11 protein-coding genes and 2 rRNA genes (1 of these 13 running past the window's edge) are annotated in these 15,285 nt (G+C 49.9%); 11 read left to right on the top strand and 2 right to left on the bottom strand.

Annotated features, from left to right (window positions below; all coding sequences use genetic code 11):
• Positions 1–44 precede the first annotated feature (44 nt).
• The 11 genes from ilvB (at position 45) to LQ777_RS00660 (ending at position 12,747) form a co-directional block, all read left to right on the top strand.
• Positions 45–1,805: a biosynthetic-type acetolactate synthase large subunit gene (gene ilvB, locus LQ777_RS00710; protein WP_232560604.1), complete on the top strand. Its 1,761-nt coding sequence runs from the start codon at positions 45–47 to the stop codon at positions 1,803–1,805.
• Positions 1,806–1,925: 120 nt separating this feature from the next.
• Positions 1,926–2,459 carry an acetolactate synthase small subunit gene (gene ilvN / locus LQ777_RS00705; protein WP_232560603.1) on the top strand — a complete coding sequence of 178 codons (534 nt, stop codon included), beginning with the start codon at positions 1,926–1,928 and terminating at the stop codon, positions 2,457–2,459.
• A gap of 40 nt (positions 2,460–2,499) precedes the next feature.
• Positions 2,500–3,543 carry a ketol-acid reductoisomerase gene (gene ilvC, locus LQ777_RS00700; protein WP_232560602.1) on the top strand — a complete coding sequence of 348 codons (1,044 nt, stop codon included), beginning with the start codon at positions 2,500–2,502 and terminating at the stop codon, positions 3,541–3,543.
• 100 nt (positions 3,544–3,643) lie between these two features.
• On the top strand, positions 3,644–4,918 hold the full coding sequence (gene ilvA / locus LQ777_RS00695) for a threonine ammonia-lyase IlvA (protein ID WP_232560601.1): 1,275 nt from the start codon (positions 3,644–3,646) through the stop codon (positions 4,916–4,918).
• Between the two features lie 58 nt (positions 4,919–4,976).
• The gene (locus tag LQ777_RS00690; RefSeq protein ID WP_232560600.1) at positions 4,977–5,828 is read left to right on the top strand and encodes a helix-turn-helix transcriptional regulator; all 852 of its coding nucleotides are present in this window, start codon (positions 4,977–4,979) and stop codon (positions 5,826–5,828) included.
• A 138-nt stretch (positions 5,829–5,966) separates the two neighbouring features.
• A complete protein-coding gene (gene leuC / locus LQ777_RS00685; protein ID WP_232560599.1) occupies positions 5,967–7,367 on the top strand; it encodes a 3-isopropylmalate dehydratase large subunit in 1,401 nt (466 codons plus the stop codon).
• A 97-nt stretch (positions 7,368–7,464) separates the two neighbouring features.
• The gene (gene leuD / locus LQ777_RS00680) at positions 7,465–8,076 is read left to right on the top strand and encodes a 3-isopropylmalate dehydratase small subunit (RefSeq protein ID WP_232560598.1); all 612 of its coding nucleotides are present in this window, start codon (positions 7,465–7,467) and stop codon (positions 8,074–8,076) included.
• Between the two features lie 94 nt (positions 8,077–8,170).
• Positions 8,171–9,691, top strand: coding sequence for an alpha-isopropylmalate synthase regulatory domain-containing protein (locus LQ777_RS00675; RefSeq protein WP_232560597.1), 1,521 nt, complete (start codon positions 8,171–8,173; stop codon positions 9,689–9,691).
• Between the two features lie 2 nt (positions 9,692–9,693).
• Positions 9,694–10,773: a 3-isopropylmalate dehydrogenase gene (gene leuB / locus LQ777_RS00670; RefSeq protein WP_232560596.1), complete on the top strand. Its 1,080-nt coding sequence runs from the start codon at positions 9,694–9,696 to the stop codon at positions 10,771–10,773.
• Between the two features lie 264 nt (positions 10,774–11,037).
• A complete protein-coding gene (locus LQ777_RS00665) occupies positions 11,038–12,177 on the top strand; it encodes a 2-isopropylmalate synthase (RefSeq protein WP_232560595.1) in 1,140 nt (379 codons plus the stop codon).
• 108 nt (positions 12,178–12,285) lie between these two features.
• Positions 12,286–12,747 (top strand): hypothetical protein, encoded by a 462-nt coding sequence (locus LQ777_RS00660; RefSeq protein WP_232560594.1) that lies wholly within the window; start codon positions 12,286–12,288, stop codon positions 12,745–12,747.
• 118 nt (positions 12,748–12,865) lie between these two features.
• Here LQ777_RS00660 and rrf read toward each other — a convergent pair.
• Together rrf and LQ777_RS00650 are read right to left on the bottom strand one after the other, a co-directional pair.
• A 5S ribosomal RNA gene (gene rrf, locus LQ777_RS00655) occupies positions 12,866–12,976 on the bottom strand.
• A gap of 121 nt (positions 12,977–13,097) precedes the next feature.
• A 23S ribosomal RNA gene (locus LQ777_RS00650) occupies positions 13,098–15,285 on the bottom strand (it continues 646 nt past the right edge of the window).

The raw sequence follows: 15,285 nt of genomic DNA, 5'->3' as shown, positions 1-15,285 counted from the left end.
GTAAGAAAACCAACAAGCTAACGACCTTAAACTGACCATACGTCATGGAAGCAATCGCCAGCATCACCCCGGAAATTATTGAGACTACCCCGGCGGCTCCCCCAGTAGCTCCGAAATTAATCTCAGGATCGGAAGCACTTATGATGGCTCTGGTAGCCGAAGGCGTCGATACCATTTTTGGGTACCCCGGCGGAGCAATCATGCCGGTCTACGATGCCCTTTACGATTTTCAGGATCGCTTGAATCACATTCTGGTTCGTCACGAGCAAGGCGCGGCTCACGCAGCCGAAGGATACGCCCGCGTAACGGGTCGGGCGGGTGTCTGCCTCGTAACATCGGGACCAGGCGCAACGAATCTGGTTACGGGTATTGCCGATGCGTTGATCGATTCGACACCGATGGTCTGCATTGTCGGTCAGGTGGCTAAAAAGTTACTGGGCACAGATGCTTTTCAGGAAGCCGATGTGATGGGCGTTACGATGCCGATTACTAAATGGAACTACCAGATTACCGACGCTGACGAAGTGCCGGATGTCATTTCAAAAGCATTCTACATTGCCCAGTCGGGTCGTCCGGGACCCGTCCTGATCGACATTACCAAAAGTGCCCAGCTGGAACTGATGACGAAACCGTTTGCGTACGAACGTTGCCAGAGCATCATTAGCTACCGGCCTCGTCTCGTACCAAAGCTGGAACAGGTGGAAGCAGCAGCCCGCCTGATCAACTCCGCGAAACGGCCTTACGTGCTGGTTGGACACGGCGTGCAAATCGCAAAAGCGGAAGCGGAATTACTGACATTCGTTGAAAAAACCGGCATCCCGGTAGCAACAACCTTGCTGGGCCAATCAACCATTTCGACCGCCCATCCACTGTACGTAGGCTGGCTAGGCATGCACGGAAACTACGGCGCGAACGTGATGACCGATCAAGCCGACGTAGTTATTGCCATCGGTATGCGTTTTGATGACCGGGTAACGGGCGATGCCAGCAAGTTTATCAAGCAAGCCAAGGTCGTTCACATCGAGATCGATCCATCGGAAATCGATAAGATTATTCGGGCCGACGCGCCGGTTGTCGGTGATGCCAAAGAAGCACTCAACGCTCTGCTATCGCTGGTTAACCCCAACGATCATACGGTATGGCGCAATGAGTTTCGCAAATATGACGTGGTCGAGCACGAAACCATCACACAGCCGGTACTAAACACCGCCGAAGGAAAAATCCGAATGGGCGAGGTTGTGAACATGCTGTCGGAGAAAACCAACGGAGAATCTATTCTGGTGACCGACGTAGGTCAGCACCAGATGATGGCCTCCCGTTACTATCAGTTCCGCCGTCCCAATAGCTTAGTTACCTCGGGCGGTATGGGCACGATGGGCTTTGCGTTACCAGCGGCCTTTGGTGCTCAGGTCGGTGCTCCCGACCGGCAGGTTGTAGCCATTATTGGTGATGGTTGTTTCCAGATGACGCTACAGGAATTAGGAACCATTGTGCAGAACAAGCAACCGGTTAAAGCCATCATCCTGAATAATAACTTTCTGGGCATGGTCCGGCAATGGCAACAACTGTTTCACCAACGCCGGTACTCATTCGTTGAGTTGCAGAATCCTGATTTCATCACGATTGCCAAAGGTTTCGGCATGGATGGTATGACCTGCGATCAGCGGGAAAACCTGTCGGATGCGCTTGATACCATGCTGAACCACGACGGACCGTTCTTGCTCGAAGTCATCGTGGAGAAAGAAGAAAACGTATTCCCGATGGTACCTGCTGGCACCAGCGTTTCACAAATCAGATTGAAATAGTCATTCGCTATTCCGTCGCTGACTGTCCTAATTACCCATTCGTTGGTGCCTATTTCATCAGTATTCAGCCCAATAAATGGTAACACAACGACGATCAATTGACAACTAATGACATCCCCCATGACGACTTACACCATTTGTATATTCACGGAAAATACCATCGGACTGCTGAATCGCATCACGATTATTTTCACGCGCCGACGGATCAACATCGAGAGCCTGACGGTTTCTGAAACCGAGCGAAAAGGCGTGTCCCGATTCACAATTGTCATTAAACACGAATCGCGGGAAGAAGTCGAAAAGCTTGTGCGTCAGATTCGTAAAATCGTGGAGGTGATGGCCGTTTTTGGTTACCTCAACGACGAGATCGTCTATAATGAGATTGCGCTGTTCAAGGTTTCTACACCCCTGGGCAGCAAACCGCTGGATGTTGAAACCATCAACAAGAAATACAAAGCCTGGGTCGTTTACTGGGGTCTTGATTACGTAGTGATCGAGAAAACCGGGAACGATACGGAGATCTTTGATTTCTTTGCCTACATCAAGCAGTACGACATTCTGGAGTTTGTTCGCTCGGGTCGCGTAGCCGTCGGAAAAACCGAGAAAGGACTGGTAGAATACCTGCCCGAAATGGAGTGGGCTTATTATCTGTAATGTTTAACCCCCATAATACGAGTACCAAAACCAATTAAACATGGCAACGATTAATTTCGGAGGAGTTGAGGAGCAAGTTGTTACACGGGAAGAGTTCCCGCTGGAAAAAGCCCGTGAGGTGCTAGCTAATGAAACAATCGCCGTTATTGGCTATGGCGTACAAGGCCCTGGTCAGTCGCTGAACATGCGCGACAATGGCTTTAACGTCATCGTAGGACAGCGTAAAGGCAAAACGTACGACAAAGCCGTTGCCGACGGCTGGGTACCCGGCGAAACGCTTTTCGAGATTGAAGAAGCGCTGGAAAAAGGTACCATCATTTGCTTCCTGCTTTCTGATGCCGCTCAAATTGAACTTTGGCCGACCGTAAAAGCGGCTCTGAAGCCCGGCAAGTCGTTGTACTTCTCGCACGGCTTTGGCGTTACTTATAAAGAAAAAACGGGTATTGTTCCGCCAGCTGATGTTGACGTGTTCCTGGTTGCACCGAAAGGATCGGGTACGTCGCTTCGCCGGTTGTTCGTAGAAGGAAAAGGGCTGAACTCTAGCTTTGCTATCTACCAGGATGCATCGGGCAATGCCCGTACCAAGGCAATTGCTATGGGTATCGGCGTAGGTTCGGGCTACCTGTTCGAAACAGATTTCTACAAAGAAGTAACCTCCGACTTGACCGGCGAACGGGGTACGCTGATGGGTGCTATTCAAGGTATCTTCGCGGCTCAGTACGAAGTATTGCGCGCTAATGGCCACAGCCCTTCGGAAGCCTTCAACGAAACGGTTGAAGAACTGACGCAGTCGCTGATGCCACTCGTCGCCGAGAACGGCATGGATTGGATGTACGCAAACTGCTCGACCACAGCTCAGCGCGGTGCTCTCGACTGGTGGAAGCCTTTCCGCGATGCGACCAAGCCGGTTTTCGAGCAACTCTATAACTCAGTAAAATCGCAGGAGCAGGCCGAAATCAGCATCACCCGTAACTCGCAGCCCGACTACCGCGAGAAGCTGGAAGTAGAACTGTCCGAATTGCGCGATTCAGAAATGTGGCAGGCTGGTAAAGCCGTTCGGTCGTTGCGTCCAGAGCGTAGCTAACTAATTAATTCGGGAAAGGTAGTTTTGTTGGCAGACCGCTCATTAGAAACTGACGGTCGGACAACAAGGCTACCTTTCCCGCTTATACTTTTTTTGCACTATGAGCTTGTCCGTCGAAGCCGATAAGAAAACAACCTTTCCCGATCTGGATAATATTTATCTGGCTGCCGAGCGGCTCCGGGGTGTAGCCTCGCACACAGCTCTTCAGGAAAGCATCAATCTGTCGGATCGTTATGGAGCTACCATTTTCCTGAAACGCGAAGATCAACAGGTTGTTCGGTCTTACAAACTTCGGGGTGCTTACAACAAAATGGCTAGCCTGTCAGCCGAAGCACTGGCTCAGGGTGTCGTTTGCGCCAGTGCCGGCAACCACGCTCAGGGCGTAGCGTATGCCTGCCGGAAGATGGCCGTTCGCGGTACTATTTTTATGCCGTCAACCACGCCGAACCAAAAGGTTAAGCAAGTAAAACTGTTTGGTAAGGAGTTCGTTGAGGTTGTGCTGACGGGCGATACGTTTGATGATGCGTATTACGCAGCTATTGATTACGTCAAAACCCACGACAGCATATTCGTTCATCCATTTGACGATTTGCAGGTCATTGAAGGGCAGGGAACGGTTGGGTTGGAAATTTTTAAGGATTCTGATTTTAGGATCGATTACCTGCTGATGGCTATCGGTGGGGGCGGTCTGGCAGCCGGTGTTTCGACGGTTTTTAATCAGCTTAGTCCGAAAACCAAACTGATTGGCGTTGAGCCGCTGGGATCGCCTTCCATGAAGGTAGCCATTGACCAGGGCCATGTGGTTACCCTCCACCAGATTGACAAATTCGTAGATGGTGCCGCCGTGAAGCGCGTTGGTGAAACTACGTTCGAAGTATGCCGTCAGTTTCTTGACCGCGTTATTCTGGTGCCGGAAGGGCAGGTCTGCACCACCATCCTCAAACTGTACGATGAAGATGCTATTGTTGCTGAACCCGCCGGAGCATTGACCATTGCCGCACTCGATTTGATCAAGGACGAGATCAAAGGCAAAAACGTGGTCTGTCTGGTCAGCGGTGGCAACAATGACATTACCCGCACCGAAGAGATCAAAGAACGGTCCTTGCTTTACGAAGGACTGAAACATTACTTCATTATTCGGTTTCCACAGCGCTCGGGTGCTTTTCGCGAGTTTCTGAACGTACTGGGACCGACCGATGATATCACCCGCTTTGAATACATCAAGAAAACAAATCGGGAAAACGGTCCTGCTGTGGTAGGCATTGAACTTAAAAATCGAGATGATTTCGAGCCACTTATTCAGCGGATGAAAGACCAGAATATTGTGTTCGACTACCTGAACGACCAGCCGAATCTTTTTCAGTTTTTAGTCTAACGCAGAAGCCCGCCAGCCGACAGGTGTAGTCTGCCTTTTCCGCTAATTTGTCTTTTCCATGCTCCGTGTGCCGTCTTCTATCGAAGCGAATCAGTTTCAATCCCTGAAAATTCAGGAAATGACGTTCGTGGCTTACCGTAGCGATGTCTATCCTGAACGGAACGAGGTTTTCTTTGAAGAACATGCCGTCATTGTTATTCTGGAAGGAGAGAAGAAATTCAGCTCACCCACGCAGGAACTGCACGTACACAAGGGGCAGATTCTATTTTTTCAGCGAGGGTGCTACTCCATGAACGAGTCTATTGACTCCAGCTACCGCAGCCTCGTCTTTTTTGTAAATGAGAAATTACTGAAAGAATTTGTTAGCCAGCATCTGGCCCTTTTCCAATCGTTGCCGGTTCCGCTCCCGTTGCCTGCTGATCTGATCCTGTCTTTCTCTTCATCACCGACTTTCGTAACGTTTATCGACTCACTACTCCCCTACTTCGGGGCAAAAACTCCTTTTCTGAACGAACTGCTTCGGCTCAAATTCCAGGAATTGCTTTTACACCTTCTTGAGCTGGATGCGTCCAACCAACTGAAAGCTATTCTTCGCCATATCTACGAAGGCCAGAAAACGGATCTTGATTACCTCATGAGTACCTATTTACTTAAACCGTTGTCCATGAACGAACTGGCCCGTTTGTCGGGACGGAGCTTGTCGGCGTTTAAACGTGATTTCGAAGAACACTTTCATACGTCACCTGGTCAATGGATTCGCCAGAAGCGGCTAACGCACGCGCATTTTTTACTACGAAATACGGTCAAGAACGTATCAGAAGTTAGCATGGAAATTGGCTACGAAAGCGTTTCCCATTTTATAAAGGCGTACAAACAGCAATACGGTTTTACACCTAAACAGGTACATTGAGCTAAAATCGCTATTCACTGGACGAATGGCGAGATGTATAATCGAAGAACATTTGGCAAATTTGTAGCCACCTTTCTCGCTTGTTACTACGCCAGAAAGATTTGGTAGAAAATCCTAAGACTTGTTATCTATATAGTTATGAGCACTCCAAAAACTTTGTTCGATAAGGTGTGGGACGCACACGTTGTCCGGCACGTTGACGATGGCCCTGATGTTTTCTTCATCGACCGTCATTTTATCCACGAAGTAACCAGTCCTGTCGCTTTCCTTGGTCTCGAAAGCCGCCACGTACCCGTGATGTTTTCCCAACGCACCTTCGCGACTGCCGATCACAACACGCCAACGCTTAATCAACACCTGCCGGTTGCCGATCCTTTGTCGGCTAATCAGCTGGCGGCCCTGGAACGGAACGCGACCAAGTATGGCATCTCGCACTGGGGTTTGGGCCATATCAAAAACGGTATCGTACACGTCGTCGGTCCAGAAAACGGCATTACGTTACCCGGTATGACCATTGTTTGTGGTGATTCGCACACCTCAACACACGGCGCGTTTGGTGCTATCGCTTTCGGTATTGGTACGTCGGAAGTAGAAATGGTACTGGCAACTCAATGCATTATGCAGCCTAAACCCAAGAAAATGCGCATTACCGTCAACGGTACGCTGGGTAAAGGGGTGTTGCCTAAAGACGCGATTCTGTACATCATTTCGCAGATCTCAGCCAGTGGCGCAACCGGCTATTTCGTCGAGTACGCGGGTGATGTGTTTGAGAATATGAGCATGGAAGGCCGGATGACGGTCTGCAACATGAGTATCGAAATGGGTGCTCGTGGGGGTATCATCGCTCCTGACGCGACGACGCTCAACTACCTGAAAGGACGCGAACTGGCTCCTCAGGGCGAACAGTGGGATAAACTGGTTCCTTACTGGCAGACGCTCAAAACAGACGAAGGCGCTACCTTCGACGTTGACCTGACCTTCGACGCAGCCGCTATTGAACCCCAAATTACCTACGGTACCAATCCTGGATTGGGAACCGGCGTAACGCGTCAGATTCCAGTAGCTGAAACGGTGAAAGACGGTGCCGCAAGCTACAAGAAATCGCTTCAGTACATGGGTTTCTCGGAAAACGAATCGATGCTGGGCAAACCCGTTGATTTTGTGTTTCTGGGCAGTTGCACCAACGGTCGTATCGAAGACTTCCGCGCCTTTGCCTCGATCGTTAAAGGTCGTCAGAAAGCGGATAACGTAACGGCCTGGCTTGTGCCGGGTTCACACATTGTCGAATCGCAGATCAAGGAAGAAGGCATTCTCGATATCTTGACTACCGCCGGTTTTGAACTACGTCAACCAGGCTGCTCCGCATGTCTGGCGATGAATGAAGACAAAATTCCAGCGGGCAAATACGCTGTTTCGACCTCGAACCGCAACTTTGAAGGTCGTCAGGGTCCAGGTGCCAGAACCTTGCTGGCAAGTCCGCTGGTAGCTGCCGCTGCTGCCGTCACCGGTGTAGTAACTGATCCCCGTCAATTTATTTAACGTCATGGCGCTCTGCGTCGGTTAGCTGTCATTCCAAACACTCAATGGCAGCTAACGACGATTAATTCCGCGCAAGTGACATAGAACGACTACAAAAATGGCTTACGACAAATTCACTATACTGCGTAGCACTGCCGTTCCGATGCCGATTGAGAACGTCGATACGGACCAAATCATCCCTGCCCGCTTTCTGAAAGCAACGGAGCGCAAAGGATTCGGCGACAACCTTTTCCGCGACTGGCGCTATAACAACGACGATACGCCTAAGCAAGATTTCGTACTGAACAATCCGACCTATTCGGGCGAAGGGTCGCCCCGCAAAATTCTGGTAGGCGGCAAAAACTTCGGTAGTGGGTCTAGCCGTGAACACGCTGCCTGGGCGATTTACGATTACGGGTTCCGCTGTGTTGTATCGAGCTTCTTTGCCGATATTTTCCGCAATAACTCGCTGAACATTGGTATCCTTCCCGTACAAGTAAGCCCCGAGTTTCTGGAGAAAATCTTCGCGGCTATCGATGCGGACCCTAACACGGAACTAGAAATCAATCTTCCAACGCAGACGATTACGTTGCTGGTTACGGGCGAGAGTGAAAGCTTTAACATCAATGGCTACAAAAAGCATAACCTCATCAACGGTTATGATGACATTGATTACCTGCTTTCGATGAAAGGGGAGATCGAAACCTTTGCTGAGACAAGGCCATTTTAAAGAGCCAGCGGAAGAGTGAACGTTCGGGACATCGCACTAGCGGAGCGCCAAACGATCACTCTTTTGTTTATTTACTTCTTTCGCTCTTTAACGTATGAAGCGCCGTTACATTGAAATTATGGATACGACACTCCGCGACGGTGAACAAACCAGCGGGGTGTCGTTTTCTGCCTCTGAGAAATTGGCTCTGGCCCAGCTGCTGCTTACCGAAGTCAGGGTAGACCGGGTAGAGGTGGCTTCTGCGCGGGTATCAGCCGGGGAACTGGAAGCGGTACAACAGATTACCACCTGGGCGGCTAGCGCTGGCTTACTCGACAAAATCGAAGTACTCACCTTCGTCGACGGCAAAGCGTCTCTCGACTGGATGCGGGCATCCGGTGCCAAGGTGATGAACTTACTGACCAAGGGTTCGCTCAACCACCTTACCCACCAGCTCAAAAAGTCGCCAGACGAACATTTCGCCGACATTCGATTAGTTATCGAGGAGGCTCAGCAGGAAGGCTTGCAAACGAACGTTTATCTGGAAGACTGGAGCAACGGCATGCGAAACTCGCCCGATTACGTTTTTCAACTGCTTGACTTTCTTCAAACCCAGCCAATCCGCCGGGCGCTCCTTCCGGATACACTCGGCATTCTTACCCCTTCAGAAACGTATGCGTTCATCAGTCAGCTTGTCAGCCGCTACCCAACGATTCATTTTGACTTTCACGCGCATAACGATTATGACCTCAGTGTTGCCAACGTGCTGGAAGGTATACGTGCCGGCGCGCAGGGCATTCACCTAACTGTTAACGGCTTAGGCGAGCGGGCAGGTAACGCACCGATGGCCAGCGCCATTGCCGCTCTCCGGGATTTTATGCCGGATGTGAAAATGGGCGTTACTGAAAAGTCGCTCTATCAGGTCAGCAAGATTGTCGAAACCTTTTCCGGGTTGCGGATTCCGGATAACAAACCTGTTGTAGGCGATAACGTATTCACGCAAACCGCAGGTATTCACGCCGATGGCGACAAGAAAAATAACCTGTACTTCAACGCCCTGCTTCCCGAGCGTTTTGGGCGTAAACGCAGTTATGCCCTCGGAAAAACGTCAGGCAAGGCAAACATTGAAAATAACCTGCGCGAACTGGGGATCCAGTTGTCGGAAAACGACCTAAAAAAAGTAACCCAACGGGTTATTGAGCTAGGTGATCAGAAAGAAGTTGTTACCCGTGAAGATCTGCCGTACGTCATTGCTGACGTGCTGAATACAAACGCTGTCGTCTCGCGGGTAGAGATTCTTAACTATGTGCTGACTCATTCAAAAGATCTGAAGCCTTCGGCCACGCTCCGGATGCGTATTAATGAAGAGCAATTTGAGGAGAGTGCACAGGGCGACGGGCAGTACGACGCCTTTATGAATGCGCTAAAGAAAATTTACGGCAAGAAAAACCAAACCTTACCCGTTTTGACCGACTACGCCGTGCGGATTCCGACGGGAGGGCGAACCGACGCTCTTTGCGAGACAATCATTACCTGGAAAGACAAAAATCGCGAATTTAAAACCCGGGGCCTCGACTCTGACCAAACCGTATCAGCCATCAAGGCAACCCAAAAAATGCTGAATACTTTAGATTAATCATGGCAAAAAAACACATTCTCGTAGTTCCCGGCGACGGCATCGGTGCCGAAGTAACCACCGTAGGTAAGCAGGTTCTGGAAGTAATAGCCCAGAAATTCGGTCATGAATTCACCTACGATGAAGCACTCATCGGCCACGTTGCTATCGAAGCTACGGGTTCTCCTCTACCGGACGAAACATTAGAAAAAATGCGCGCTGCCGATGCTGTTCTTTTCGGCGCAGTAGGTCACCCCAAATACGATAACGACCCTTCGGCTAAAGTACGTCCTGAGCAGGGGCTATTGAAGATGCGGAAAGAGCTGGGCTTATATGCCAACCTCCGCCCGATCAAGCTATTTGACGAACTTCTCGAAGCATCGAGTATTAAGCCGGAAATTCTACGGGGTGCTGACATTCTTTTCTTTCGCGAGTTGACGGGTGACGTATACTTCGGCAAACGCGAGCGGCTCGATGAAGGAAATACGGCTTATGATACGATGATTTACAGCAAGTACGAAGTTGAACGTATCGTTCGTAAAGCGTTCGAAGCAGCCCGTACACGTGGTAAGAAGTTGTGCTCCGTTGATAAGGCAAACGTTTTAGAAAGTAGTCGCTTGTGGCGGGAAGTCGTACAAACGCTGTCGCCCGAATACCCTGACGTAACCGTCGAGCATCAGTTCATCGATGCAGCTGCCATGCTTCTGATTAAAGATCCTAAGCGGTTTGACGTAGTTGTAACAGGTAATTTGTTCGGTGATATCCTCACTGACGAAGCTAGCCAAATTGCAGGTTCAATGGGTATGCTCGCGTCTGCTTCGGTTGGCGATAATACGGGAGTCTACGAACCAATCCACGGATCAGCGCATGACATTACAGGAAAAGGCGTTGCCAATCCGCTTGCTTCGGTTTTATCAGCAGCCTTGCTTCTAGACATTTCCTTTGGCTTGAAGGACGAAGCCCAGGCAGTCATCGACGCTGTCGATTCCGTATTGAAGGCCGGATTCCGTACACGGGACATCGCCGATCAGAATACCCCAGCGGAGAAAATACTTGGAACTGAAGCTATGGGTAAGGAGCTAGTCAGCCGCTTAAATGCCTGATTTGTAGTTACATTGTAAAAGACAAAAATTTTTGCGGGTATTTGCAATTTTGTATGAATTGGCTACTTTTGTAGCGTATTTACGCAAGCAGCGAAATTTCGCAGAAAATATGATATCGATTTGTTGGAATAGCCTACTTCTAAAGAGAAGCGTTTTTTAAACGGAGAAGGTTGTTCTATGCAAATAAAGCCCTTTCTCCAAATGAAAGGGCTTTATCTTTTTACGTTACTTTGTCAATTATATACAGTTCAATCAATACCGGGTATGAGCCAACGAGTTTATATTTTCGACACCACGCTACGCGACGGCGAACAAGTGCCGGGATGCCAGTTAACCACTGAAGAAAAAATTGTGGTAGCTAAAGAGCTGGAACGACTGGGCGTTGATATTATTGAAGCAGGTTTCCCAATATCTAGCCCCGGAGATTTTAAATCGGTAGTTGAAATTTCTAAAGCGGTTAGCGAGCCGACCATTTGTGCTCTTAGCCGTGCCGTTAAAGGGGATATCGACGCAGCTGGTGAAGCGCTTAAGTGGGCGAAACGCGGTCGGATTCACACAGGTATTGGCTCCTCAGATATTCACATCAGAAACAAATTTAACAGTACACGGGAAAAGATCCTTGAGCAAGCCGTTGCTGCGGTTAAACACGCTAAGACGTACGTTGAAGATGTGGAGTTTTACGCTGAAGATGCGGGACGAGCTGATCTTAGCTTTCTAGCTCAGCTTACCGAAGCGGTTATCAGAGCAGGGGCAACCGTTGTCAATGTACCGGATACAACAGGTTATTGCCTGCCTGATGAATACGGCAGAAAGATTGCCTATATATACGAGCACGTTTCGAATGTTCATCAAGCGACCATATCGATTCATTGCCACAATGATCTTGGCCTGGCTACAGCTAATACCCTGGCTGGCGTCATGAATGGAGCGCGGCAGGTTGAGGTTACTATGAACGGCATCGGCGAACGTGCTGGCAATACATCACTGGAAGAAGTCGTTATGGCCTTAAAGGTGAAAAAGGAGCTTGGCTATTACACGAACATCGATGCTACCCGGCTATTTCCAGTAAGTAATCTTGTCTCGCAAATGATGCGCATGCCTGTTCAGGCGAACAAAGCTATCGTTGGTCGCAATGCCTTCGCACACTCGTCGGGTATACACCAGGACGGTTTTCTAAAGCATTCGGAGAACTATGAGATCATGAAGCCTCAGGATGTCGGCGTTCCGGAGTCATCTATCGTATTAACGGCACGAAGTGGACGTCACGCCCTAAAGCATCGACTTGAATTGCTTGGATACCGCTACGACAAACCAACTTTGGACGGTATCTACACACGCTTCCTCGATATGGCAGACATTCGAAAAGAAGTAAACGATAAAGATTTGATGGAATTGGTCCGATAAAAAAAGCCCACCATGTCGGTGGGCTTTTTCATTTATGCCAAGCGAACAAAACCAATAAGCAAGCTGTTCGGCCAATAACAGTATTATCATTCAATAAACGTTTTAGACATGGCACGTCCAACACCTGAATTAATACATGCACTGCGCGTTACGGCTCAAAAGCTTAAGAACGGTACGCATTATCAATGGGGGCATATGGGAGGCTGCAATTGCGGAAATCTCGCTCAAGAGCTGACCAAACTATCAAAAGATCAAATTCATCGATACGCTATGGAGCGTTACGGCGATTGGAGCAAACAGGTTGACGATTATTGTTCCAGCAGCCAAATGCCAATTGACTTAATAATCAACGAAATGATTACGAATGGTCTGACGATAGAAGATTTAAAACATCTTGAGAAGTTGGACGATAGAGAAGTGCTACTCCGTTTGCCTTTGGAGAAGCGCTATCTGAAACATAATGTCCGTGATGATGTAGTTACTTATCTAAACACTTGGGCGGGCTTGCTAGAGGATCAGTTATTACAAAAGATTGTATTGCCATCCATCAACGATTTGCAACCTGCTTAGACAAGTCGCTATGAACATTTATAGGAGTCTATTTCTTTTTGAGATAATTACAGTTGAATAGGCTTTAATAGCAAAAGGCCGCTAGCTTCCGCTAACGGCCTTTCCCCTCAATATCACCAGGTGGCACCTTCCTACTCTCCCGCTTGTGACAGCAGTACCATCGGCAGTACGGGGCTTAACGGCTCTGTTCGAAATGGAAGAGGTGTTCACCCGCCTTAACCGCACCAACCTGTTGAACTCGTCGAGCTTGCGCTCAAAGTCTTTATGTCTTTATGGCGTTGTCTTTGTCCCCACAGAAAGAAACAAACAATTCAATACACACATTTCCACACATTCCATTTGCAGCAACAACAATCACGCGTCCGGGCTCATTAGTACGACTCAGCTCTATGCATCTCTGCACCTACACCTGTCGCCTATCAACGTAGTCGTCTCCTACGACCCTTTATACCGGATGACTCATCTCGGGGCCAGTTTCGCACTTAGATGCCTTCAGCGCTTATCTGTTCCCAACGTAGCTACTCGGCCGTGCCTGCGGCCAAACAACCGATCCGCCAGCGGTTGGTCCATCCCGGTCCTCTCGTACTAAGGACAGACCCCCTCAGTCATCCAACGCCCACCACAGATAGGGACCGAACTGTCTCACGACGTTCTGAACCCAGCTCGCGTGCCACTTTAATCGGCGAACAGCCGAACCCTTGGAACCTTCTCCAGCCCCAGGATGTGACGAGCCGACATCGAGGTGCCAAACCTCCCCGTCGATGTGAGCTCTTGGGGGAGATCAGCCTGTTATCCCCGGCGTACCTTTTATCCTTTGAGCGATGGCCCTTCCATGCGGAACCACCGGATCACTATACCCGACTTTCGTCCCAGATCGGCCTGTTTGCCTCACTGTCAAGCTTGCTTTTGCTATTGCACTCCGCTGCCGATTACCGTCCGGCATGAGCAAACCTTGGGAAACCTCCGTTACCCTTTCGGAGGTGACCACCCCAGTCAAACTACCCACCAAACACGGTCCCTAAGTCTAGGTTAGACCGCCAGTCAGCCAAGGGCGGTATTTCAAGGTTGATTCCACGATGCCTGGCGACACCGCTTCGCAATCTCCCGCCTATCCTACACATGCCTGACCGGCGATCAATGTTAAGCTGTAGTAAAGGTGCACGGGGTCTTTCCGTCCCGTGGCGGGTAAGCGGCATCTTCACCGCTACTACAATTTCACCGAACTCATGGTTGAGACAGTGCCCAGATCGTTACACCATTCGTGCAGGTCGGAACTTACCCGACAAGGAATTTCGCTACCTTAGGACCGTTATAGTTACGGCCGCCGTTTACTGGGGCTTCAGTTCAAACCTTCGTCTTGCGACTAAGCTCCCCCCTTAACCTTCCAGCACCGGGCAGGTGTCAGACCCTATGCGTCAACTTTCATTTTGGCAGAGTCCTGTGTTTTTGGTAAACAGTCGCCTGGGCCTCTTCTCTGCAGCCTCCCATCGCTGGGTAGGCCCCCCTTATCCCGAAGTTACAGGGTCATCTTGCCGAGTTCCTTAACCATGATTCTTTCGCGCACCTTAGAATATTCTTCCCAGCTACCTGTGTCGGTTTACGGTACGGGTATCCATACGCTTGACGCCAAACCACTTTTCTTGGAAGCCCCTTCAGTTCTTCGACTCAGCCGAAGCCTCATCTCAACGCCCACTTCCGTCCGGACGTAGAACCCCCGGCACTCCGTCATGGTTTGACCTGCATAGATAGTTTGGGACTATTAACCCAATTCCCTTCAGGTCCCGCCTTTCAGCTACCCCTTAGACCCCGACTAACCCTCCGATGACTGCCATCGCGGAGGAAACCTTAGCTTTTCGGTGTGAGGAGTTCTCATCCTCATTCTCGTTACTTATGCCTACATTTGCTTTTCTAACCGCTCCACCAAAGCTCACGCTTCAACTTCACCGCTGTTAGAATGCTCTCCTACCACACTGTACTCATGTACAGGTCCATACCTTCGGTGGTGTGCTTGATGCCCGTTTATTATCGACGCCCGCCCCGCTCGACCAGTGAGCTGTTACGCACTCTTTAAAGGAATGGCTGCTTCCAAGCCAACCTCCTGGCTGTCTCAGCAGCCGGACCGCCTTTGTTCAACTTAGCACACACTTGGGGACCTTAGATGATGGTCTGGGTTGTTCCCCTCTCGGACTTGGACCTTAGCACCCAAGCCCTCACTGCCCAGCACCCCCTTTAGCATTCGGAGTTCATCAGAAGTTGGTAGGATGTGACTCCCCCGCATCCTGTTGGTCGCTCTACCTCTAAAGTGGTAACACTGAACGCTGTTCCTAAAAACATTTCGGAGAGTACGAGCTATTTCTCAGTTTGATTGGCCTTTCACCCCTACCCGCAGCTCATCCGGAAGCTTTTCAACGCTTATCGGTTCGGTCCTCCACGGTGTGTTACCACCCCTTCAACCTGGCCACGGGTAGATCACCAAGTTTCGCGTCTACCCCCACTGACTCGACGCCCTGTTCAGACTCGCTTTCGCTTCGGCTGCGT

The sequence above is a fragment of the Spirosoma oryzicola genome, from assembly GCF_021233055.1.
GTDB classification, from domain to species: domain Bacteria; phylum Bacteroidota; class Bacteroidia; order Cytophagales; family Spirosomataceae; genus Spirosoma; species Spirosoma oryzicola.
This window is presented reverse-complemented; position numbering and strand designations above follow the sequence as displayed.

Coding starts and splice junctions, on each gene's coding strand:
- ilvC (WP_232560602.1), top strand. CDS start 2,500: ATGGCAACGATTAATTTCGGAGGAGTTGAGGAGCAAGTTGTTACACGG.
- LQ777_RS00675 (WP_232560597.1), top strand. CDS start 8,171: ATGAAGCGCCGTTACATTGAAATTATGGATACGACACTCCGCGACGGT.
- LQ777_RS00665 (WP_232560595.1), top strand. CDS start 11,038: ATGAGCCAACGAGTTTATATTTTCGACACCACGCTACGCGACGGCGAA.
- LQ777_RS00690 (WP_232560600.1), top strand. CDS start 4,977: ATGCTCCGTGTGCCGTCTTCTATCGAAGCGAATCAGTTTCAATCCCTG.
- ilvN (WP_232560603.1), top strand. CDS start 1,926: ATGACGACTTACACCATTTGTATATTCACGGAAAATACCATCGGACTG.
- LQ777_RS00660 (WP_232560594.1), top strand. CDS start 12,286: ATGGCACGTCCAACACCTGAATTAATACATGCACTGCGCGTTACGGCT.
- leuC (WP_232560599.1), top strand. CDS start 5,967: ATGAGCACTCCAAAAACTTTGTTCGATAAGGTGTGGGACGCACACGTT.
- ilvB (WP_232560604.1), top strand. CDS start 45: ATGGAAGCAATCGCCAGCATCACCCCGGAAATTATTGAGACTACCCCG.
- leuD (WP_232560598.1), top strand. CDS start 7,465: ATGGCTTACGACAAATTCACTATACTGCGTAGCACTGCCGTTCCGATG.
- ilvA (WP_232560601.1), top strand. CDS start 3,644: ATGAGCTTGTCCGTCGAAGCCGATAAGAAAACAACCTTTCCCGATCTG.
- leuB (WP_232560596.1), top strand. CDS start 9,694: ATGGCAAAAAAACACATTCTCGTAGTTCCCGGCGACGGCATCGGTGCC.